This window comes from Hydrogenophaga sp. A37 (genome assembly GCF_002001205.1).
GTDB lineage: Bacteria > Pseudomonadota > Gammaproteobacteria > Burkholderiales > Burkholderiaceae_C > Hydrogenophaga.
Genome location: NZ_MUNZ01000180.1, coordinates 19,935 through 40,599, shown reverse-complemented (window position 1 = coordinate 40,599; position 20,665 = coordinate 19,935). Strand labels below are relative to the sequence as shown.

At 66.5% G+C, this 20,665-nt stretch carries 18 protein-coding genes and 1 pseudogene; 13 read left to right on the top strand and 6 right to left on the bottom strand.

From position 1 onward, the window contains the following. Positions 1-30: 30 nt before the first annotated feature. From nusB to tolA, 6 genes and pseudogenes are all read left to right on the top strand, one after another. Positions 31-504: pseudogene (nusB, locus tag B0E41_RS23830) on the top strand (transcription antitermination factor NusB); the annotation flags it as partial. A gap of 15 nt (positions 505-519) precedes the next feature. Continuing rightward, the gene (locus B0E41_RS23825; RefSeq protein ID WP_077335183.1) at positions 520-1,740 is read left to right on the top strand and encodes a pyridoxal phosphate-dependent aminotransferase; all 1,221 of its coding nucleotides are present in this window, start codon (positions 520-522) and stop codon (positions 1,738-1,740) included. Between the two features lie 98 nt (positions 1,741-1,838). Next, positions 1,839-2,255 carry a tol-pal system-associated acyl-CoA thioesterase gene (ybgC, locus tag B0E41_RS23820; protein ID WP_077335261.1) on the top strand — a complete coding sequence of 139 codons (417 nt, stop codon included), beginning with the start codon at positions 1,839-1,841 and terminating at the stop codon, positions 2,253-2,255. Between the two features lie 31 nt (positions 2,256-2,286). Then, entirely contained in the window at positions 2,287-2,979 is a 693-nt protein-coding gene (gene tolQ / locus B0E41_RS23815; RefSeq protein ID WP_077335181.1) for a protein TolQ, read from the top strand. Positions 2,980-2,981: 2 nt separating this feature from the next. Next, on the top strand, positions 2,982-3,425 hold the full coding sequence (locus B0E41_RS23810) for a biopolymer transporter ExbD (protein WP_077335179.1): 444 nt from the start codon (positions 2,982-2,984) through the stop codon (positions 3,423-3,425). Positions 3,426-3,428: 3 nt separating this feature from the next. Continuing rightward, positions 3,429-4,355: a cell envelope integrity protein TolA gene (gene tolA / locus B0E41_RS23805; RefSeq protein ID WP_077335177.1), complete on the top strand. Its 927-nt coding sequence runs from the start codon at positions 3,429-3,431 to the stop codon at positions 4,353-4,355. A 53-nt stretch (positions 4,356-4,408) separates the two neighbouring features. Here tolA and B0E41_RS23800 read toward each other — a convergent pair whose 3' ends face one another. The 3 genes from B0E41_RS23800 to B0E41_RS23790 form a co-directional block, all read right to left on the bottom strand. Beyond that, positions 4,409-6,613 carry an ATP-binding protein gene (locus tag B0E41_RS23800; RefSeq protein WP_077335175.1) on the bottom strand — a complete coding sequence of 735 codons (2,205 nt, stop codon included), beginning with the start codon at positions 6,611-6,613 and terminating at the stop codon, positions 4,409-4,411. A gap of 112 nt (positions 6,614-6,725) precedes the next feature. Further along, positions 6,726-10,292: a DNA polymerase III subunit alpha gene (gene dnaE / locus B0E41_RS23795; RefSeq protein WP_077335173.1), complete on the bottom strand. Its 3,567-nt coding sequence runs from the start codon at positions 10,290-10,292 to the stop codon at positions 6,726-6,728. A gap of 213 nt (positions 10,293-10,505) precedes the next feature. Then, a complete protein-coding gene (locus B0E41_RS23790) occupies positions 10,506-11,216 on the bottom strand; it encodes a hypothetical protein (protein ID WP_077335171.1) in 711 nt (236 codons plus the stop codon). 194 nt (positions 11,217-11,410) lie between these two features. On the opposite strand from B0E41_RS23790, the gene B0E41_RS23785 reads away from it, so the two are divergent. The 7 genes from B0E41_RS23785 (at position 11,411) to B0E41_RS23755 (ending at position 18,886) form a co-directional block, all read left to right on the top strand. Further along, positions 11,411-13,048 carry a tryptophan 7-halogenase gene (locus B0E41_RS23785; protein ID WP_077335169.1) on the top strand — a complete coding sequence of 546 codons (1,638 nt, stop codon included), beginning with the start codon at positions 11,411-11,413 and terminating at the stop codon, positions 13,046-13,048. Positions 13,049-13,188: 140 nt separating this feature from the next. Continuing rightward, positions 13,189-14,523 carry an NAD(P)/FAD-dependent oxidoreductase gene (locus B0E41_RS23780; RefSeq protein ID WP_077335167.1) on the top strand — a complete coding sequence of 445 codons (1,335 nt, stop codon included), beginning with the start codon at positions 13,189-13,191 and terminating at the stop codon, positions 14,521-14,523. 23 nt (positions 14,524-14,546) lie between these two features. Then, positions 14,547-15,386, top strand: a complete 840-nt coding sequence (locus B0E41_RS23775) for a MipA/OmpV family protein (protein ID WP_077335165.1) — start codon at positions 14,547-14,549, stop codon at positions 15,384-15,386. Beyond that, positions 15,379-16,158, top strand: a complete 780-nt coding sequence (locus B0E41_RS23770; RefSeq protein WP_077335163.1) for a lysophospholipid acyltransferase family protein — start codon at positions 15,379-15,381, stop codon at positions 16,156-16,158. The genes B0E41_RS23775 and B0E41_RS23770 overlap by 8 nt, the downstream gene beginning before the upstream one ends. Then, the gene (locus B0E41_RS23765) at positions 16,151-16,933 is read left to right on the top strand and encodes a glycosyltransferase family 2 protein (protein ID WP_077335161.1); all 783 of its coding nucleotides are present in this window, start codon (positions 16,151-16,153) and stop codon (positions 16,931-16,933) included. The genes B0E41_RS23770 and B0E41_RS23765 overlap by 8 nt, the downstream gene beginning before the upstream one ends. Before the next feature lies 1 nt (position 16,934). Further along, the gene (locus B0E41_RS23760; RefSeq protein WP_077335159.1) at positions 16,935-17,696 is read left to right on the top strand and encodes a class I SAM-dependent methyltransferase; all 762 of its coding nucleotides are present in this window, start codon (positions 16,935-16,937) and stop codon (positions 17,694-17,696) included. Continuing rightward, positions 17,693-18,886: a cation:proton antiporter gene (locus B0E41_RS23755; RefSeq protein ID WP_253195131.1), complete on the top strand. Its 1,194-nt coding sequence runs from the start codon at positions 17,693-17,695 to the stop codon at positions 18,884-18,886. Before B0E41_RS23760 ends, B0E41_RS23755 begins: the two co-directional genes overlap by 4 nt. A 125-nt stretch (positions 18,887-19,011) precedes the next feature. Here the strand turns inward: B0E41_RS23755 and B0E41_RS23750 are convergent, their stop codons facing one another. From B0E41_RS23750 to B0E41_RS23740, 3 genes are read right to left on the bottom strand one after another with little or no spacing between them, the layout of a single operon-like run. After that, positions 19,012-19,491 carry a hypothetical protein gene (locus B0E41_RS23750; RefSeq protein WP_077335157.1) on the bottom strand — a complete coding sequence of 160 codons (480 nt, stop codon included), beginning with the start codon at positions 19,489-19,491 and terminating at the stop codon, positions 19,012-19,014. A gap of 43 nt (positions 19,492-19,534) precedes the next feature. Continuing rightward, the gene (fabG, locus tag B0E41_RS23745; protein WP_077335155.1) at positions 19,535-20,272 is read right to left on the bottom strand and encodes a 3-oxoacyl-ACP reductase FabG; all 738 of its coding nucleotides are present in this window, start codon (positions 20,270-20,272) and stop codon (positions 19,535-19,537) included. Continuing rightward, a complete protein-coding gene (locus tag B0E41_RS23740) occupies positions 20,269-20,655 on the bottom strand; it encodes a 3-hydroxylacyl-ACP dehydratase (RefSeq protein WP_077335257.1) in 387 nt (128 codons plus the stop codon). Before B0E41_RS23740 ends, fabG begins: the two co-directional genes overlap by 4 nt. Positions 20,656-20,665 lie beyond the last annotated feature (10 nt).

Here is a 20,665-nt window from a genome sequence, read left to right as displayed (position 1 = left end):
ACCGAACCCACCACCCTGACCCCCAAGCCGCGCAAAGCCGCCGACAAATCGGCCCGCACCCGCGCGCGCGAATTCGCTCTGCAGGCCCTCTACCAGCACATGGTGGGCCGCAACGACGCGGGGGACATTGACGCGTTCACCCGCGACCTCGCGGGCTTCCACAAGGCCGACAGCGTGCACTACGACGCGCTGCTGCACGGCTGCGTGGAACAGGCGGGTGCGCTCGACGCACTGATCACCCCGCTGCTCGACCGTCCGTTGGTCGAGCTCTCGCCCATCGAACGCGCGGTGCTGTGGATCGGCGCGTACGAATTCCAGCATTGCCTTGATGTGCCATGGCGCGTGGTGATCAACGAGTGTGTGGAGCTGGCCAAGTCCTTTGGCGGCACCGACGGTCACAAGTACGTCAATGGCGTGCTGCACAAGATCGCCGCGCAGTTGCGCCCCGATGAGGTGGCCGCGTCGCCCTCGCCAGCGCGCAAGCCCGCTTCGCGGCCCGCCTGAGGCCTGCCCAGACCGATGCGGATTTCACAACGCGCCCAACGCGTCGAACCTTTCTATGTGATGGAGCTGGCCAAGGCCGCCGCCGAGATGGCCCGCGAAGCGCGGCCCGGGCAGCGCCCCATGGTCTACCTGAACATCGGCGAGCCCGACTTCACCGCGCCGCCGCTGGTGCAGGCGGCCGCCGAGCGCGCCATCCACGACGGGCGCAGCCAGTACACCCCCGCCACCGGCCTGCCCGCCTTGCGCGAAGCCATCAGTGGCTGGTACGCCAGCCGCTTCGGGCTGGGCATCGCCCCCGGCCGCATCGTGGTCACGGCCGGTGCCTCGGCCGCGCTGCAGCTCGCCTGCCTGGCGCTGATCGAGGCGGGTGACGAGGTGCTGATGCCCGACCCCAGCTACCCCTGCAACCGCCAGTTCGTGCAGGCCGCCGAGGGCACGCCAGTGTTGATTCCTTCGGGGCCTGAGGACCGGTTCCAGTTGAGCGCCGAGCACGTGGCCGCGGCCTGGGGCCCAGCCACGCGCGGGGTGCTGCTCGCCTCGCCGTCCAACCCCACCGGCACCTCCATTGCCCGCGACGAGCTGGAGCGCATCGCGCGTTTTGTGCGCGACAAGGGCGGTGCCACGCTGGTCGATGAAATCTACCTCGGCCTGTCTTACGACGAGGCCTACGGCCACAGCGCACTCGGCCTGCCCGACGGGCTGGGCGACGAGGTCATCAGCATCAACAGCTTCTCCAAGTACTTCAACATGACCGGCTGGCGCCTGGGCTGGCTGGTGGTGCCACCCGCGCTGGTGCCCGCCGTGGAGCGCCTTGCGCAAAACCTGTTCATTTGCGCCAGCACCATTGCGCAACACGCCGCCCTCGCTTGCTTCGAGCCAGCAAGCCTGGCGGAGTACGAACGGCGACGCGCCGAATTCAAGGCGCGCCGAGACCATTTCATTCCCGCACTCAACCGGCTCGGCCTCACGGTGCCGGTGATGCCCGACGGCGCGTTTTACGCCTGGGCCGACGTGCGTGGCCTGTGCGAACGCTGGGGCATTCCACCCCAGGGCGGCCGGCCCGACGAAGGCGGCAGCTGGGCACTGGCCTTCGAGCTGATGCGCCGCTGCCAAATCGCCACCACGCCCGGCCGCGACTTCGGCCTCGCCGACCCCGGCCGCTACCTGCGCTTCTCCACCGCCAACGCCCTGCCCCAGTTGCAGGAAGCCGTGGCCAGGCTGGAGGCTGCGCTGTGAGCGAGCCAAGGCTCGCAGCACCGCCGCCGGGCCGCCCCAAGGCGGGGCCAGCCCCCTCGGGGGGCAGCGACACCAGCGCAGCGGGGAGCGTGGGGGCGATCTTCAGCTGGCCTGTGCGCATCTACTGGGAAGATACCGATGCCGGCGGCATCGTGTTCTATGCCAACTACCTCAAATTCTTCGAGCGTGCCCGCACCGAATGGCTGCGCCACCTGGGCGTGGGGCAGCAGGCGCTGCGCGAGCAGGTCGGTGGCATGTTCGTCGTGACCAGCACACAACTGCGCTACCACCGCCCTGCCCGGCTCGACGATTTACTTCTGGTGACGGCGCGTGTGACCGAATCGGGCAAGGCCTCACTCACAATCGAGCAAAGTGCGCTCTTGCAACACGAAGGCGCAACCCCCACGGTGCTCTGCGAAGGCAGCATCCGCATCGGCTGGGTGGACGCCGCCACCCTGCGACCCCAACGCATTCCCGCCAGCGTGATCCACGCGCTGTCCGCCGGGAACCTTTGACCTCTGAACCTGTCCCAACCGCAACGCCAACATGCCTCAAGAACTTTCCATTGTCCAGTTGCTGCTCAACGCCAGTTGGGTCGTTCAAGCCGTGGTCGTCCTGCTCGGGGTGGTGTCCATCATCAGCTGGGCCGCCATCATCCGAAAGGTGTTTGCCATCCGGCGCGTGAACTCGCACAACGAAGACTTCGAGCGCGAGTTCTGGTCGGGGGCCAACCTCAACGACCTGTACGCCGCCGCCGCCCAGAGCGCGCGCCACGGCGGCCCGATGGAACGCATCTTCGCCAGCGGCATGCGCGAATACCAGAAGCTGCGCGAGCGCCGCATCACCGACAACGGCTCCTTGCTCGACGGCGCGCGCCGCGCCATGCGCGCGAGCTTTCAGCGTGAGCTGGACGCCTTGGAAACCAACCTCTCCTTCCTCGGCACCGTCGGCTCCGTGGCGCCCTATGTGGGTCTGTTCGGTACGGTCTGGGGCATCATGCACGCCTTCACCGGCCTGGCCGCGTTGGCCCAGGTGACGCTGGCCACCGTCGCACCGGGCATCGCCGAAGCGCTGGTGGCCACCGCCATCGGCCTGTTTGCCGCCATCCCGGCCGTGGTCGCCTACAACCGATTCGCCACCGACATTGACCGCGTCGCGAACCGCATGGAGACCTTCATGGAAGAGTTCTCCAACATCCTGCAGCGCAACCTCGGCAACCAATCCGCCTCGGGACACTGACCATGGCCGCCACTTCACGAGGGCGCGTGCGCCGCACCAAGAACGAGATCAACATGGTCCCGTTCATTGACGTCATGCTGGTGCTGCTGATCATCTTCATGGTGACCGCGCCGCTGATTTCGCCGAGCCAGATCAGCCTGCCCAGCGTGGGCCAGGCCGACGTGCAGCCCAAGAGCTTCGTGCAGGTGGTGATCGACAAGGACGAGAGCATCCAGGTGCGGCTGGGGTCGTCGAGCAAGAGCAGCCCCAGCATCAAGATGGCACAACTGGCCAGCGAGGTGAGCCGCTTGCAAGGCTCGGCCGCCGGCGACGCCGAGCCCGCCAAGGTGCCGGTGGTGATCAGCGCCGACAAGGGCATCAAGTACGAAACCGTGGTCAAGACCATGGACACGCTCAAGCGCGCGGGCGTCGAGCGCGTGGGTCTGGCCGTCCAGTCCAGCCGCTGAACCATGCAGGTCACCGCCGACACCCTCGACCTCAAGCCGCCGCGCTCAGGCCGCTGGACCGTGCCCGTGGGGTTGGCACTGGTCGCGCACGCGCTGCTGATGGCCGCGCTCACCTGGGGCGTGCACTGGAAGAAGGACGAAGAGCCGGTCAGCTTCGAGGCCGAGATCTGGTCGGCCGTGCCGCGCGAGGCTGCGCCGCGCGCCGTGCAGCCCCCCCCGCCTCCACCGCCGCCCGAGCCGGAGGTCAAACCCGAGCTGAAACCAGAACCCAAGCCAGAACCCAAACCGGCGCCGCCCCCTCCCGAACCGGTGGTGAAGCAGGCCGACATCGCGACCGCGCAGAAGAAAAAGCAGGAAGAGAAAAAACGCGAGCTCGAAGAGAAGAAGGCCGAAGAACTGAAGAAAAAGCTCGCTGAAAAGAAACAGGAAGAGCTGGAGCGCAAGCAGGAAGAGAAGAAACTCGCCGACGCGAAGAAGAAGGAAGACGCTAAGAAGCTGGCCGAGAAAAAGAAACAGGACCAAGAGCGCAAGGCCGCTGAAGACCTCAGGGCTGATCGTGCGGCTGCGGCTGCACGCGAAGACCAGATGCGCCGCATCATGGGCCAAGCTGGCGCCAGCGGTGGCCCGGAGGCGCGCGGTTCCGCCCAGCAGTCCAGTGGCCCGTCGTCGGGCTATGGAGGACGCGTGGCTGCTCGGGTAAAGCCCAACATTCGATCACCCATTGAATATCCAAGCAATCTTGTGACAGACATTGAGGTGCGCTCTTCACCCGACGGCAACATCGTCAGCCGCCGTGTGTCCAGGTCAAGCGGGAATGATGCATGGGATGACCAAGCGCTCCGCGCCATTGACAGAATGGGATCTATGCCAAAGGACGTAGATGGACGGGTACCGTCTCCTTACACCATCGGGATTCGGCCAAACGATTGACACTCGATCATTCAATCCGTCAGCTGGCTCAAAAATGCGTCCGTCACTGCGACCTACGCACTCTGCACCACCCCCTGCAACACCCGGTCCAGTTCGGCCGCATCCACCGGCTTGTGCAACACGGCCGCAAACAGCGTCTTGAGCAGCTCGGGGCTCACTTCATCGACATGACCGCTCATCAGCACCACCGGCGGTGGTGACTGGGTGGCCCGAATGCGTTGGGCCAGCCCCACGCCATCGAGCCGAGGCATCGACTGGTCGGTGAGCACCACGTCCCAGTGCTTGCCGGTCTGCGAGAACTGCGCCCAGGCCTCTTCGCCGTCGCGCGAACGGGTCACGTGCCAGCCTTTGCGATCCAGCAGCGCGCTCCAGGCATGGCGCACCGACTGGTCGTCATCGACAAACAGCAGTTGCCGACCCTGGCCAGGCCCGCCGGGCGAGGTGGCGGGCGTGATGGCCTCGTCGCGCCGGCTGACGGGCAAGTACAGGTAAAAGCACGCACCGTCGGAGCCGCTGACCAGGCCAATGGTGCCGTGGTGGCGGGCCATGATGCCCTGCGCCACCGAGAGGCCCAGACCGGTTCCGCGCCCCTTGGCCTTGGTGGTGAAGAAGGGTTCGAACACGCGGTCCAGAAGCTCCACCGCGATGCCTGGGCCGTGATCGCGCACGCTGAGCACGAGGTAGCGCCCCGGCTTCAGCACGGCGGCACCGGGCGGCAGCGGCAACCCCTCACCAGTCGGCATCACCAGCGCGTTGAGCCTGAGCTCGATGCGCCCCTTCCCTTGCATGGCGTCGGCCGCGTTGATCAGCAGGTTCACCAGCACCTGCTGCATTTGCGTCGGATCGGCATCCACCTCGTCGTCGTCCACCTCGTAGGCCACTGAGACGTCGCACTCGCGCGCCAACCCGGAGGTCACCATCTGGCGGGTTTCCTCAATCAGGCTGGACCAATGCAGCCGCCGCAGCTTGGGTGCCGATTGCCGGCCAAACGCCAGCAGCTGCCGCATCAGACCATCGGCATAACGCGTGGCCTTGAGCGCCTGTTGCAGTGCTTCCTGGCTGGGGTGTTCGGTGGCCACGTCTTCGGCCGCGAGCCGCACCCAGCCGGTGATGGCGGCCAGCGAGTTGTTGAAATCGTGCGCAATGCCACCGGTCAACCGGCCCAGCGCCTCGGTCTTCTGGCTCTGCATCAGCTGGATCTGCAGCGCCTCATGGCGCTCATGGGCTGCGTGCTGATGCTGTGCATCGGCCCGCACGCGGGCCAGCAGCAGGTTCACCCCTTCACCCAGGCGGCCGAGTTCATCACGACCTTCCACCACCACCTCACCGGCGGCCGTCGGACCCCGTTCGGTGATGGCCTGCACCTCGCCCAGGAGGCGTTGCAAACGGCGCAAAACCCACCGGTCCAGCAGCACCACGAGCACCACACTCGCCAGCAGCCCCGCCACCAATGACAGCCCCATACCCTGCCACGCGAGGGCGCTGCCCACCCGCTGCAGATCGCGGTCCAGGCTCAGCACCAGCTCGACGACCGCGCGCCCGTCGGCGTCTTTCACCACCGCGTGGAGCTCATCCCGCTCCCCGTCCGTCGGAACCAGGTGGGCACTGTTCGTTTCATGGTCCGGGGTATCAAAAGACAGTTTCACCGGCACCATGAGCACGTCGCTGAAGCGCTGGAGCTCGGTATCGTCGAAATGACGCACCATCAGGATGGCCCCGTGTGGCACATCGCCGGGCTGGCCGGGGTCACGGATCGCGGCGGCGGTCAGCATTTCCAGACGGCCGGTCTCGGCGCGGTAGGTTTGCAGTGTGGTCTGAGCGCTCACATCGGCCAGCACCGGCGCGACCAATCCAGAAAGTTGCGTGGCCCGCTCGACTGGCACGGTCCCCAACCCGCCATCGGGCGTCAAGGTGATGCTGGACAGCAAGCGCCCCTGCGTGTCGAACACCATCACCTCTGAAATGCGCAGGTAGCCCAGGTTGCTGACTTCAAAGTTGTCATCCATGAACGTGGGGGCCCGCCCCTGGGCGAAGCGCACGGCATCCGCCCAATGGGCGTAGTCCTTGACGGTCGAAGACAGTCCCATCAGCTGTTGGTTGAGCACGCGGCGCGCGCGCTCACCCTCCCGCGTGGCCCGCTCGGATTCCAGTTGGCGGAAGGAGTCGGCGACGATGTGGCGTGCACCAAACATCGTGCCCAGGGCTGACAGGCCGACGATCACGAGCACGAGCGCCCAAGCCTTGTGTTGGAGTTTCATGGTTCATTAGATCATCGGCGTGCCAGAACCCGCCTTGAACCAGGAGATCGGCCTTCGCGTGACAGGCTTGGCGCAACCGGCCGATTTGAGGCACCGGGAGGAACCCACCGGTTCAATCGAACACGATTTCGGCCCGCCGGTCGTGGGCCTGCGCCATCCAGTTCGCCAGGGCCGCGTCGGTGGGAAAGAACAGCGCCCGGTCGTCCAGTTGCAACTCGCATTGCGCGCTGGGCCGGAGCAGCGCAAGCCGCACCGGCAGCCCGCGCGCCACCTCGCCCAGCTCGGTGACCTCGCGCCGAGGCGGGAACGCCTTGACCAGCTCGGCCACGGCGGGCGGGTGCCCGTTGACCGCCACCCGCAGGTACTTGCCGAAGCGGCAGCGCGCGGCGGCCAGGTCCCAGATGTGCTGGATCTTGAGCCGCAGGCCGCCCGAAAACCGGTCGGGCTGGGCCACCGCCTGCACCACGATCAGTTCATCGTCTTTCAGCAGGTTGCGGTGCAGATTGATCAGGTTCTCGTCGGCGCTGACCTCCAGCACCGCCGTGCGGTCGTCGATCTTGAACAGCGCGAGCTTGCCGCGCTGGCCGTTGATGATGCGGAAGTCGGTCACGATGCCGGCCAGGATCACCGGGTCGCGGCTCTCCTTCACATCGCCCAGCTCGGTGCGCGCGAAGCGCCGCACCTCGCGCCGCACCTCGTCAAACAGATGGCCTGAGAAATAAAACCCGATGGCGGTCTTTTCCAGCGTCAGGCACTCCTTCACACCCCAGGGCGTGGTGGGCACCAGATCGGGCTCCTGGGTGCTGGATCCGTGGTCGTCGCCACCCAGCATGTCGAACAGACCGCCCTGGTTGGCGTTGGCCTGCGTGGCGGCGGCGTATTCAAAAGCCACGTCCACCGAGGCCAGCAGCTCGGCACGGTTGAGGTGCAAGGCGTCGAAGGCGCCGGCCTTGATCAGCGCCTCCACCGTGCGCTTGTTCATGCGCTGGCGGTCCACGCGCAGACAGAAATTGAACAGGCTGGTGAACGGGCCTGACTCGCTGCCGTTCGGGCCTTCGCCTCGCCCTTCGCGCGCCGCGACGATGGCCTCAATGGCCTGCTGGCCCGTGCCCTTGACGGCGCCCAGGCCGTAGCGGATCAGCTTGTCGGTCACCGGCTCGAAACGGTAGCGGCCGCGGTTGACGTCCGGTGGCTCGAAGGCCAGGCCCATCTTCTGCGCGTCTTCCCACAACACCTTGAGCTTGTCGGTGTCGTCCATTTCCACCGTCATGTTGGCGCAGAAGAACTCGGCGGTGTAGTGCACCTTGAGCCAGCCGGTGTGGTACGCCAGCAGCGAGTAGGCGGCGGCGTGCGACTTGTTGAAGCCGTAGCCCGCGAACTTCTCCATCAGGTCAAAGACCTCGTCGGCCTTTTCTTCGCTGATGTTGTTCTTGGCCGCACCGGCGCGGAAGATGGCGCGGTGCTCGGCCATCTCCTCGGCCTTCTTTTTGCCCATCGCCCGGCGCAGCATGTCGGCACCACCGAGCGAATAACCGCCCAGGATCTGCGCGGTCTGCATCACCTGCTCCTGGTAGACCATGATGCCGTAGGTCTCGGAGAGCATCTCGGCCACCAGCGGGTGCGGGTACTCGATGGGCTCCTTGCCGTGCTTGCGGTTCACGAAGCTGGGGATCAGGTCCATCGGGCCCGGACGGTACAGCGCGTTGAGCGCGATCAGGTCTTCCAGCCGCGAGGGCTTGGCGTCGCGCAGCATGCCCTGCATGCCGCGGCTTTCAAACTGGAACACGGCCTCGGTCTGGCCGCGCGAGAACAGCGCGTAGACCCGCTGGTCGTCGAGCGGAAGGTCTTCGAAGCGGAAGTTTTCCTGGCCCTTGTGCCGCTGCATGATGAACTCGCGCGCGATCTCCAGGATGGTGAGCGTGGCCAGGCCCAAGAAGTCGAACTTCACCAGCCCGATGGCCTCCACGTCGTCCTTGTCGAACTGGCTCACCGCCGAATCGCTGCCCGGCTGCATGTAGAGCGGGCAGAAGTCGGTGAGCTTGCCCGGCGCGATCAGCACGCCCCCGGCGTGCATGCCGATGTTGCGCGTCATGCCTTCGAGCTTCTGCGCCAGCTCGATCAGGGTCTTGACGTCTTCTTCCTTCTGGATGCGCTCGGCCAGCACCGGCTCCATCTCGATGGCGTAGTTGTTCTTGTCGCCTTCCACCTTCGGGCTGGGCGGGTACTGCAGCGTGACGCTCATGCCCGGTTTGTTGGGGATGAGCTTGGAGATGCCGTCGCAGAAGCCGTAGGAAAAGTCGAGCACGCGGCCCACGTCGCGGATCGCCGCACGCGCGGCCATGGTGCCGAAGGTGGCGATCTGGCTCACGGCGTCCTTGCCGTAGAGGTCCTTCACGTAGTCGATCACGCGGTCGCGGTTGGACTGGCAGAAGTCGATGTCGAAGTCAGGCATCGAGACGCGTTCGGGGTTCAGGAAGCGCTCGAACAGCAGGTTGTACTGCAGCGGGTCGAGGTCGGTGATCAGCAGCGCGTAGGCCACCAGCGAGCCGGCACCGGAGCCCCGGCCCGGGCCCACCGGGCAGCCGTTTTCCTTGGCCCACTTGATGAAGTCCGACACGATGAGGAAGTAGCCCGGGAAGCCCATCTTCAGGATGGTGTTGAGCTCGAACTCCAGGCGCTCCACGTAGCGCGCGCGCACCGCTTCGCGCTTGGCTGCGTCGGGGAAGAGGTGCTTCAGCCGGCCCTCCAGCCCTTCGTGCGAGACGTGACGGAAGTACTCGTCGACCGACATCACCACTCCATTGACCGGCGGGATCGGGAAGTTGGGCAGTTGTGGCTTGCCCAGCACCAGCGTGAGGCTGCAGCGTTTGGCGATCTCCAGCGTGTTGGCGACGGCGCTGGGGATGTCGGCGAACAGCGCCTCCATCTGCGCGGCGCTTTTGAAATACTGCTCGCGCGTGAAACGGCGCACGCGCCGGTTGTTGCTCAGGATCTCGCCGTCGGAGATGCAGACCCGGGCCTCGTGCGCCTCGTAGTCGTCGGTCTCGAGGAACTGCACCGGGTGCGTGGCGACCACGGGCAGATGCAGGCGGGCGGCCAGTTGCACCGAGGCGACCACGTGGCGCTCGTCGTCGGGACGGCCCGCGCGCTGCAGCTCGATGTAGAAGCGGTGCGTGAACAGGCTGGCCAGCTGCAGGGCGATGTCGGCGGCGCGCTCGGTGTCGCCCTGGATCAGCGCCTGGCCGACCGGTCCGGCCTGCGCGCCCGAGATCATCAGCAAACCGGCGTTCAGCTCCTGCAGCCACTCGCGGTGGACCAGCGCGCCGCTGCGCCCTTCGCTGCGGGTCCAGGCGCGGGCCAGCAACTCGCTCAAGTTGAGGTAACCCTGCTTGTCCTGCACCAGCAGGATCACGCGCGGCGCGGCCGGTTGGTGGCTGCCGGGCATGGCGCCTGGGGTGTCTTCGGCAAAGCCCTGCAGCATCACCTCGGCGCCCAGCAGCGGCTTCACGCCTGCGCCGCGTGCGGCCTTGTAGAACTTGACCGCGCCAAACAGGTTGTTCAGGTCGGTGATGGCCAGGGCGGGCTGGCCGTCGGCGGCCGCCGCGGCCACCACATCGTCGATGCGGTTGGTGCCATCGACGACAGAAAACTCAGTGTGCAGACGAAGGTGGATGAACATCGGTGAATCTTGTCTCGGGGGAGGGTCTGCGAGCGGGAGGTGCGTGCGGCGTCAGAGGCTGAGAGGGAATTGGGCATGCCCGAAAGGGCGTCCCAAAGCGCTGCTGGCAAGGCGCAAAGCACAGCCGTAGCTCGGGCTACGGCGCGCATTTGCAACGCGGCTGGCGGTGGTTGGGGGCGTCAAGGCGGGCATGACCGATTTCCTCTCAGCCTCTCATCGAGCCTTGTCCGAGCGCTGGGCCTTCCAGGCGCGCACGGCATCGGCCATCGAGGCCGGCTTTTCTTCGGGCAGCACGCGGCGGCGCCAGAGGTATTCCCCCACGAACATCAGGGCGATCAGCGGACCGCCGAGCAGGTTGGCGAACGTGGACCAGACCACGATGGGGGCCAGCAGGAACAGCAGCGTGGATACCAGCGCCATGCCGGCAAAGAAAACGCACCAAGCCAGGGTGACTTTCCGGGTGTAGACGGCCTGCGCGGGCGACAGCACGCCACCGTGCACGCTGCGGGCCATGCGCGTCACCAGCGACTCTTCGGGGCCCGACAGCGTGCGCCCGAAGAACACCGACAGCAGCAGGTACACGCCCAGGTGCTCCAGGTAGTACAGCAGCGCCACCTGCCCCTTCAGAAACGGCCAGAACCAGACCAGCCCGGCCAGCACCACCGCACCCAGCAAGGTGCCGAGCCAGCGAGCGGGCATGCGCCACAACACCACCGCCAAGGCGGTGCTCATGGGCGTCAGCGCCAGCAGAGCCCCCCAACCCGAGGACTCCTGATGGGCGCTGGTGAAATGGGCCGTCAGCGCCCAGGCAACGGCCAGCACGGCCAGCCCGACCCCACGAACCCAGTGCCACACCGAGGACCTCGGCTCGGCGATCCCGTCAGGCGGCAGAACTTCGGTGACGGCAGGCAGGTGGGGTGGCATGGGTTGCGCTTGATCGAGGAAAGGGGGAGCACTCCCCGAGGTGGTGGGCGCGCGGTACGGATGCCGTGCCGGCGACTCAGAAGGTGCGCGGCAGACCCGGTGGGGAAGCTGTCGATTTTAACGAGTCCCTTGCCGTCGGCAGCAGCATCCGACGCCCGCTCCCCCGGCCGCCGTTTGAGGCGATACTTCCGCCCATGGTCCATACACCCCCTCTTCACGACGTCGTCATCCTCGGTGGCGGGCTGGCCGGCCTCACGCTGGCCCTGCAGCTGAAACAGCGCGACCCCGACATTCGCATCCTGGTGCTGGAGCGGCGCGCGCTCCCGGCCCCGGAAGCGGCGCACAAGGTGGGCGAGTCGTCGGTGGAGATCGGCGCCCACTACTTCGACAAAGTGCTCGGGCTGGGTGACCACCTCCAGAACAAGCAATTGCGCAAGTTCGGCTTCCGGTTCTTCTTTTCCGAGGGCCGCCGCGACATCGATCAGGTGACCGAGATCGGCGCGAGCCGCTTCCTGTCGGTGACCAGCTTCCAGATCGATCGCGGCATCTTCGAGAACTTCCTGGGGGCCGAGGTACAGCACCGTGGCATCGAGCTCATCGAAGGCGCCATGGTGCGGCAAATCGAGTTGACCGACGATCAGACAGGTCCTGATGCAAGGCACCAGGTGGTGTACGAACACGAAGGCGTGTCGCATACCGTCAACGCACGCTGGGTGGTGGACGCCTGCGGCCGCGCGGGCCTGCTCAAGCGCAAGCTCAACCTGGCCGAGCCCAACGGTCACGCGGCCCACGCGGTGTGGTTCCGCATCAAGGACCGCATCCACCTCGACCAATGGAGCGACAACATCGAGTGGCGCGAGCGCTGCAATCCACAGGCGCGCTGGCTCTCCACCAACCACCTCGTGGGCGCGGGCTACTGGGTCTGGCTGATTCCCCTGGCCTCGGGCTCGCATTCGGTGGGCATCGTGGCCGACCCGGCGATCCACCCGCTCGCCGCCATGGACAGCTTCGACAAGGCCATGACCTGGCTGGAGCGCTACCAGCCGTTGCTGTTCGACGAACTGGACCCCAAACGCGAGTTGCTGCAGGACTTCGCTTTCTTCAAGCGCTTTTCCTATGGCTGCAAGCAGGTGTTTTCCGCCGACCGCTGGGCGCTCACGGGGGAGGCTGGCCTGTTCCTTGACCCGTTCTACTCGCCAGGCAGCGACTTCATTGCCATCAGCAACACCTACATCACTGAGCTGATCGCGATGGACCGCCGGGGCGAGCGCCTGGGCGCGCGCGCGCAGATCTTCGACCAGCTGTTCCATTCGTTCTACGACAGCACCATGGCGCTGTACCAAGACCAGTACCCGCTGTTTGGCGACCCCGAAGTGTTGCCGGTCAAGGTGATCTGGGACTACACCTACTACTGGGGCGTGCTGGCCCAGTTCTTCTTCCACCAGCGCTTGACCGACCTGTCGGTTCTCGCGTCCCTGCGCACCGAACTGGCCGAGTGCCAGCAGCTCAACGTGGCGGTGCAGAACTTCCTGCGCCAGTGGTCCACGCTGAGCCTGAAGCGCAACCCGGCGGTGATGCTGGACCAGGCCGCGATTCCCTGGTTTGCCGAACTCAACCGCAGCCTGAACGACGATCTGGACACCGAAGGCTTCGTGGCCCGCATCCGTGGCTCCCACACGCAGCTGCAACGGCTCGCCACCGACATTCTTCAGCGGGCCCAGAGCGATCACCCGGGGCTGAAGGCCGACGAACTGGTGTTGTTGCTCCCGGCCAGCATGCTCGACGGCGGGCCGTCCGACATGGCCCGCATGCTGCCCGAAGCGGTCAACTGAACATCGTCTGAGTGGGGTCGACCACGACCCAGCTTCCGGGCCTGCCCAATGCCTTCAGCGACACCGAAGCGACTATCATTTGGGGCCATTCGCCTCGTATCAACGCCGACCGATCGGTCGGCCTTTCAGAGTCCCATCCCATGAATCCAAAGGCCCAGGGCGAACCCGGCCCAAGCTGTGACGTGCTCGTGATCGGTGGCGGCCCCGCTGGCTCCACCGTGGCCAGCCTGCTGGCCGAGAAGGGGCACCACGTGGTGCTGCTCGAAAAAGCCCACCACCCGCGCTTCCACATCGGCGAATCGCTGCTGCCGGCGAACCTGCCTCTGTTTGAAAAGATGGGCATCGCCGAACAGGTCAAGGCCATCGGCATGCACAAGCCCGGCGCCGAGTTCGTGTCGCCCGATCACGATTGGACACAGACGTTTCATTTCGCAGGCGCCTGGGACAAATCCATGCCCGCCGCCTACCAGGTGCGCCGCGCCGACTTCGACGACATCCTGTTCCGCCACGCGGCAGCCAAAGGTGCCGAGACACACGAAGGCGTCAAGGTCACGGCGGTGGATTTTCTGGCCGATGGTGGCGCCGACATCACCGCGCGCGGCGACGAAGGCCATGAGAAACGGTGGCGGGCGCGCTTCGTGATCGACGCCTCGGGTCGCGACACCTTTCTCGCCAACCGCTTCAAGATCAAGCAGCGCAACCCGCGCCACAACAGCTCGGCGGTCTACGCCCACTTCGACGGCGCGCAGCGGAGGGCAGGCAGCGACGAAGGCAACATCAGCATCTTCTGGTTCGCCCACGGCTGGTTCTGGTTCATCCCGCTGACCAACGGCACCACCAGCATTGGCATGGTCACCTGGCCGTACCACATGAAAACGCGTGGGCAGCGCAGCCTGCAGCAGTTCATGATGGACAACATCGCAACCAGCCCACAGCTGGTGGAGCGCCTCAAGAACGCCACCCAGGTGAGCCCGGTCGAGGCCACCGGCAACTTCTCCTATGTCTCGCAGAGCAACCACGGCACCAACTACCTGATGCTGGGCGACGCCTACGCCTTCATCGACCCGGTGTTCTCATCGGGCGTCTGGCTGGCCATGCACAGCGCGGTGGTGGGGGCGGACACCGTTGACACCTGCCTTCGCGAACCGAAGAAGGCTGGCGCCGCGCTCAAGCGCTTTGACCGCGTGATGCGCCACGGCCCCAAGGCGTTTTCGTGGTTCATCTACCGCGTGACCAACCCCATCATGCGGGACTTCCTGATGGGCCCCCGAAACATCTTCCGTGTCGAAGAAGCCATCCTGTCGGTGCTGGCGGGCGACGTGTTCGGCAAGACGCCGATCTGGCGTTCGATCCTGTTCTTCAAAGCGCTGTACTACACCGCCAACATCCTGCAACCCAAACGCGCGTTCATGGCCTGGCAACGACGCCGCTTCAACATCCGCCGGGTGGACGACCACGCTCTGTACAACGCATGACCCCCACCCACAGCCCTCTGCCGATGTCTTCCTTCAAACGGACGGCTGCTGGCGCCCTGCTGTTGTGCGCCGTCGGCCAGTCCGCCCTAGCGGCCGAAGAAAAGCCCCTGTGGGAGGCTGGTGTCGGCGTCGCCGCGGTCAGCTTCCCCGCCTACCGCGGGTCCGACCAGCGCCACAACTTTCTTTTGCCCTCGCCCTACTTCGTCTACCGGGGTGAGTTCCTCAAGGCCGACCGCGACGGCGTGCGCGCCGAGCTGTTCGACTCGGACCTCGCGGAACTGACCTTCTCAGTGGCGCTGTCGCCGCCCGCCTCCAGCGACGACATCCGCGTGCGCTCCGGTATGCCCGACCTGAAGGCCAACTTCGAGCTCGGGCCTCAATTGAACCTGACCTTGTGGCGCACCGAGAACCGCGCCCGCCAGCTCAAGCTGCTGCTGCCCATGCGCGCGGCCTTCACGCTGGAGAAGAATTCCAGAAGCCTGGGCTGGGTCGTGCACCCCAAGCTCAACCTCGACATCGGCGACCTGTCCGGCCTGCCCGACTGGAACCTGGGGATGCAACTCGGCCCGCTCTTCGGCGACCGCAAGCAGCACCACTACTTCTACGGCGTCGATGCCGCCTATGCCACCGCCAATCGCCCGGCCTACGCCGCTGGCGGCGGCTTCGCGGGCATGCAGTACGTCGTGGGCGTGTCCAAGCGCTACCCGAAACACTGGGTCGGCGCCTTCCTGCGCTACGACAACCTGAGCGGGGCGCGCTTCGCCGACAGCCCGCTGGTGCGCACCAAGAACTACGTCGCCGCCGGTGTGGCGGTCTCCTGGATCCTGGGTGAATCGGCAGAGCGCGTCGTGGTTGATGAGTGAGCAAAGCCTGCGCCGCAGCGGCCCCTTGTGGGCCCTGTACGAGCGCGTGGCCATGCACATCGGCCTGGGCAGCCTGGCGGCGCTCTGCCTCGCCTGGCTGCCCTTCGCGATGCTGCTCCACCCCCTGCTGCCGGCGCCGCTGGGCCAGCGTGTGGGCCGGCGCGTCATCATGCACGGCTTCCGTTTTTACCTGCGCATCCTGAGCACGCTGTGCGCCTGCCGCTTCGACCTGAGCGAACTCGACGGCCTGCGCGATCAAGGCCCGCTGGTCATCGCGGCCAACCACCCTTCCCTGCTCGACGCGGTGCTGATCATCTCGCGCCTGCCCAACGTGATCTGCGTCATGAAGGCCGGCCTGATGGACAACCTGCTGTTCGGCTCGGCCGCCCGGCTGGCGCGCTACATCCGCAACGACGGCGTGATGCAGATCGTCGGGCAGAGCCGCGAGGGGCTGCAAGCGGGCGGGCAGGTGCTGATCTTTCCCGAGGGAACCCGCACCACCGCGTTCCCGATCAACCCCTTGACGCTCACGCTGGGCATGATCGCCAGCCGCGCCAAGGCCCCGGTGCAGACCGTGATCCTGGAGTTCTCCACGCCCTACCTGGGCAAGGCCTGGCCGCTGTTCCGCCGGCCGGTGCTGCCGCTCCATGTCCGTGCCCGCCTGGGCCGGCGCTTCGACGCCCCCGCCGACTTCACCGCTTTCACCCAGGAACTGGACGCGTATTTCCGCCGCGAGATCGTCCCGCCCGCCCCACCTGCCCAAGATGACTGAGCGCACCACGCCCACCCCCTCCACCACCCACCTGGTGCTGATCCCTAGTTACAACCCCGGTCCCGGCGTGCTGGAAACCGTGCGCCAGGCGCGTGCGCAATGGGCTCCTGTCTGGGTCGTGGTCGATGGCAGCACCGATGGCACCGACCAAAGCCTTCAGGCGCTGGCACAGGGCGACCCGGGCCTCAAGGTCATCGTGCTCCCGCAGAACCAGGGCAAGGGTGCCGCCGTGCTCGAAGGCATCTCCCTGGCGGCCCAGGCCGGTTTCACGCACGCGCTCACAATGGACTCCGACGGGCAGCACCCGGCCGACCTGATCCCCACCTTCATGGCCGCCTCGCAGCGCGACGCTGGCACCATGGTGCTGGGCAAGCCGGTGTTCGGCCCGGAAGCGCCCGCGCTTCGCGTCAACGGCCGCAAGGTGTCCAACGGCTGGGCCAACCTGGAGACGCTGTGGATGGGTGTGGGCGACTCGCTCTACGGTTTTCGCGTCTACCCGATCGCGCCGCTGATCAAGGTCATGCGCGGCAACCGCTTCATGCGCCGCTTCGACTTCGACCCCGAGGCCGTGGTGCGCCTGTGCTGGGCGGGCGTGCGGCCGGTCAACATCGACGCGCCGGTGCGCTACCTGAGCGCCGAAGAAGGCGGTGTGTCGCACTTCAAATACCTGCGCGACAACACCCTGCTGACCTGGATGCACACCCGGCTGTTCATCGGGTTTGTGTGGCGGCTGCCGTTGTTGATCTGGCGCCGGTTGAGCGCGACGGGAGCTTGAGATGAGCGAACCCGAAGCGCACCGCAGCGGTGCACTCAAGGCCGATCCGCGCCTGCAGACCTATTTCCACAACGAAGACGAGCGCCGCCGCGTCACGCAGGCGATGTTCGACGAAGCGGCCACCGGCTACGACAGTGCCGAAGCCCTCACCGCCCTGGGCAGCGGCGCCTGGTACCGCCGCGAGGTGCTGCGCCGCAATGGCCTGCGTGAGGGCATGAGCTTGCTCGACGTGGCGGCCGGTACCGGCCTGGTGACGGTGGCGGGCGTCGAGTTGGTGGGACCGAAGGGGCGCGTGATCGCGCTCGACCCTTCCCCCGGCATGCTCGCCGAGCTGCGCAAGAAAGTGGCCGTGGACACCCTGGAGGGCTATGCCGAGTCGATTCCCCTGCCCGAGGCGCAGGTGGACTTTGTCTCCATGGGCTACGCCCTGCGCCATGTCGGTGACCTCAGCAGCGCGTTCGCCGAGTACCTGCGCGTGCTGCGCCCCGGCGGCAAGGTCTGCATCATGGAAATCAGCCGCCCGCGCAGCCGCCTGCTGCGGGGCGCGTTGTGGTTTCACATTTCGGTGCTGGTGCCGTTGCTCGCCCGCTTGACCGGCCGCCACGCCGACGTGAAGCGCCTCTGGGCCTACTACGGCGACACCATCGAAGCCGCGCTCGACCCCGACACCATTCTGGACGCGCTGCGCCACGCCGGCTTTGCCGACGTGGACTGCTCGGTCAGCCTGGGCATTTTTCGCGAATTCACCGGAACCAAACCTTGAACGCCACCGAACTCTTCCTCATTGCGATGCTCATCATTTTCAGCCTGCCCTGGCTGGTGTGGCGGGTGTTCAAGACCGACTACTTCGCGCCTCTGGTGGTGGTGCAGATCCTCATGGGCATCGTGCTCGGCCCTGGGGTGCTCGGCCAATGGTTTCCCGAGTACTACCAGTTCGTGTTCACCCCGCCCGTGGTGCAGTCGCTGAACGGCGTGGCCTGGTGGGCGGTGATGCTGTTCGTGATGATCGCCGGCATCGAGCTGGACCTCGGCCAGGCCTGGAAACACCGCCGCGAAAGCGGCATCACCGCTGGCCTGGCGCTGGGTGCACCGCTGCTGCTGGGCTGCGGCGCGGCGGTCGTGCTGCTGGGGTTCGACGGCTGGATCGGCCCCAAGGCGCTGGGCTGGCAGTTCGTGGTGGGCATTGGCATGGCCTGCGCGGTCACGGCCCTGCCCATCCTGATTTTGCTGATGGAGAAGCTCGACATCCTGCGTGCCCCGCTGGGCCAGCGCATCCTGCGCTACGCGAGCCTGGACGATATCGCGATCTGGGGGGTGTTGGCTCTGATCCTGATGGACTGGAGCCGCATCGGCAAGCAGGTGGTGTTTCTCGTGGGCTTCGTGGTGCTGGGCTGGGCGTTTCGCCGCCTCATGGCCTGGCTGGACGAGAAAGACCGCTGGTACGTGGCGCTGATCTGGCTGGCGCTGTGCGGCTTCGGCGCTGACTGGTCGGGCCTGCACTTCATGGTCGGTGCATTCCTCGCGGGCGCCATCATGGACGCGCATTGGTTCAACCAGGAAAAGCTCGATCAGCTGCGCCACCACGTGCTGCTGGTGATGATGCCGGTGTTTTTCCTTTCCACCGGTTTGCGCACCAACTGGGCGGTCGGGGGTGTCGAGGTGTTTGCGGCGGCTGCCTTGCTGCTGGTGGTGTCGGTGGCGGGCAAGCTGATCGGTGTGCGCATCGCCGGCAAGGTGCTGGGCTGGGGCCAGGGAGAGGCGTCGCTCATCGGCTGGCTGCTGCAGACCAAGGCGCTGATCATGATCATCTTCGCCAACATCCTGCTGGACAAACAGATCATCACCAACGAGACCTTCACCGCCCTGCTGTTGATGGCCGTGGCCAGCACCATGCTGACGGTGCCGGTGGTGGCGCCGAAACTGCGGCGCATGGGTCAGACGCCAGGCGGCTGACCCCGAACAGAAGCGGGCATCATACGGCTTTGCATTCAAGCGTAGAACAAGGCGCGAAGCCGCAGACAGTGCTACAGCACGGCAAGGCGAAGCAACGAAGTTATACGTTTGAAGGCAAAGCCGTATCAGGTGTCCGGGCAACCGACCCGCTCAACCGTGATCGCGCCCATCACCGTCACCCCCTTGGCCGCGTTGTCACCGCCCCAGACGGTGGTGCCACCCGAGGCCGAGGCCAGGCGCGCGCGGCAGTGCAGCTTGATGTCCATGCCCCCCATCACGTTGACGGCCGAACGCAGGCAGTACCAGCCGTTGGGGTTGAGCAGCTCGATCTCGGAAGCACCCATCACGTTCACCCCTGGGTTGACCAGGATCAGCGCGGGCGTGTCGGTGACCTCGCGGTCGGCGGTGCTGGGACCGCGCCCGAACACCTTCACCGAGGTGGCCAGGGTTCGGTAGGTGGGGCGGCTGCCGAAGGGGTGGTTGTTGCCCCAGGCCTGCAGGCAGGCTTCAAGCGCCGGGCTGTCTGCCTGGGCCTGGGCCAGACCGGGGGCCATCAGGCCTGCCCATGCCACCACCAGACCCCAGAACACCTTGCGTTGCTTCATGACTTGAACTCCTTGCCGCCGGTTGATGGCAGCGTTGGCGCGCTCAGATCATCGCGCCGTTGATCGAAATCACCTGCCCGGAAATATAGCCCGCCTGATCGGAGGCGAGGAAGGCCACGAGGTCGGCCACCTCTTTCGGCTGGCCGACCCGCTGCATCGGCACCATGCGCTTGACCATGTCCGCATCGAACGTGCCCTCGATCATGCCGGTGGCGATGAGCCCGGGTGCCACGGCGTTGACCGTCACACCCCGGCTCGCCAGCTCCAGTGCGAGTGACTTGCTCGCGGCGTGCAGGGCGCCCTTGGCCGCCGAGTAGTTCACCTGCCCCCGGTTGCCCGCCACGGCCGCAACCGACGAGATGCTGACGATGCGGCCCCAGCGGGTGCGCATCATGGGCATGGTCAGCGGCTGGGTGACGTTGAAGAAGCCGTTGAGCGACACGTCGAGCACGCGGTCCCACTGCTCGCCGCTCATGCCGGGGAACACCGCGTCGTCGTGGATGCCGGCGTTGTTCACCAGGATCTGGATGGCGCCCACCTCGGTCAGCGCTTCGAGCGCGGCAGCGGTCGCGGCACGGTCGGTGATGTCGAAGGCCACGGCCTCGGCACTGCCGCCCTCTGCCACGATCTGCGCCGCGATGGCCTGCGCCTTCTCCAGGCCCCGGTTGGCGTGCACGATGACGTGGTGGCCGTCGGCGGCCAGGCGCTGGCAGATCGCGGCGCCGATGCCGCCACTGCCGCCGGTGACCAAGGCGCGCCTGCTTTTCGCTGAAAAAGTCATAGGGTCTGTGCGTCGAGCACCACCGAAGCTCGGCCTTCGATCAGGCAGCGCTCACCGTGGTGGATGTGGAATTGGTAGAGGATGAGCCGCGCGTCGCCTGAGAGGCGCTCGGCGCTGATGCGCAGCGGCCCGACCTGGTCGTCCAGCCGGTCCACGTGCAGGCTTAAGGCCCGCACGCTGGTGAGGTAACCCTGGGTGGGCGCAGCGGCCGACTGCGCGAGCAAGGCGCCGTGCACCGCCATGGCCTGCGCGGCGTACTCCACACCGGTGGCCGCGCCCAGGCGGTCCGCCGCGCGCAGCGGGTTCAGGGGGTCGGTGTGGCTCAGCGCCTCGCAGACGATGCGCTGCTCGCTCCACTCGAGCACGTTCTCCAGCAGGCACATGCTGCCCTGG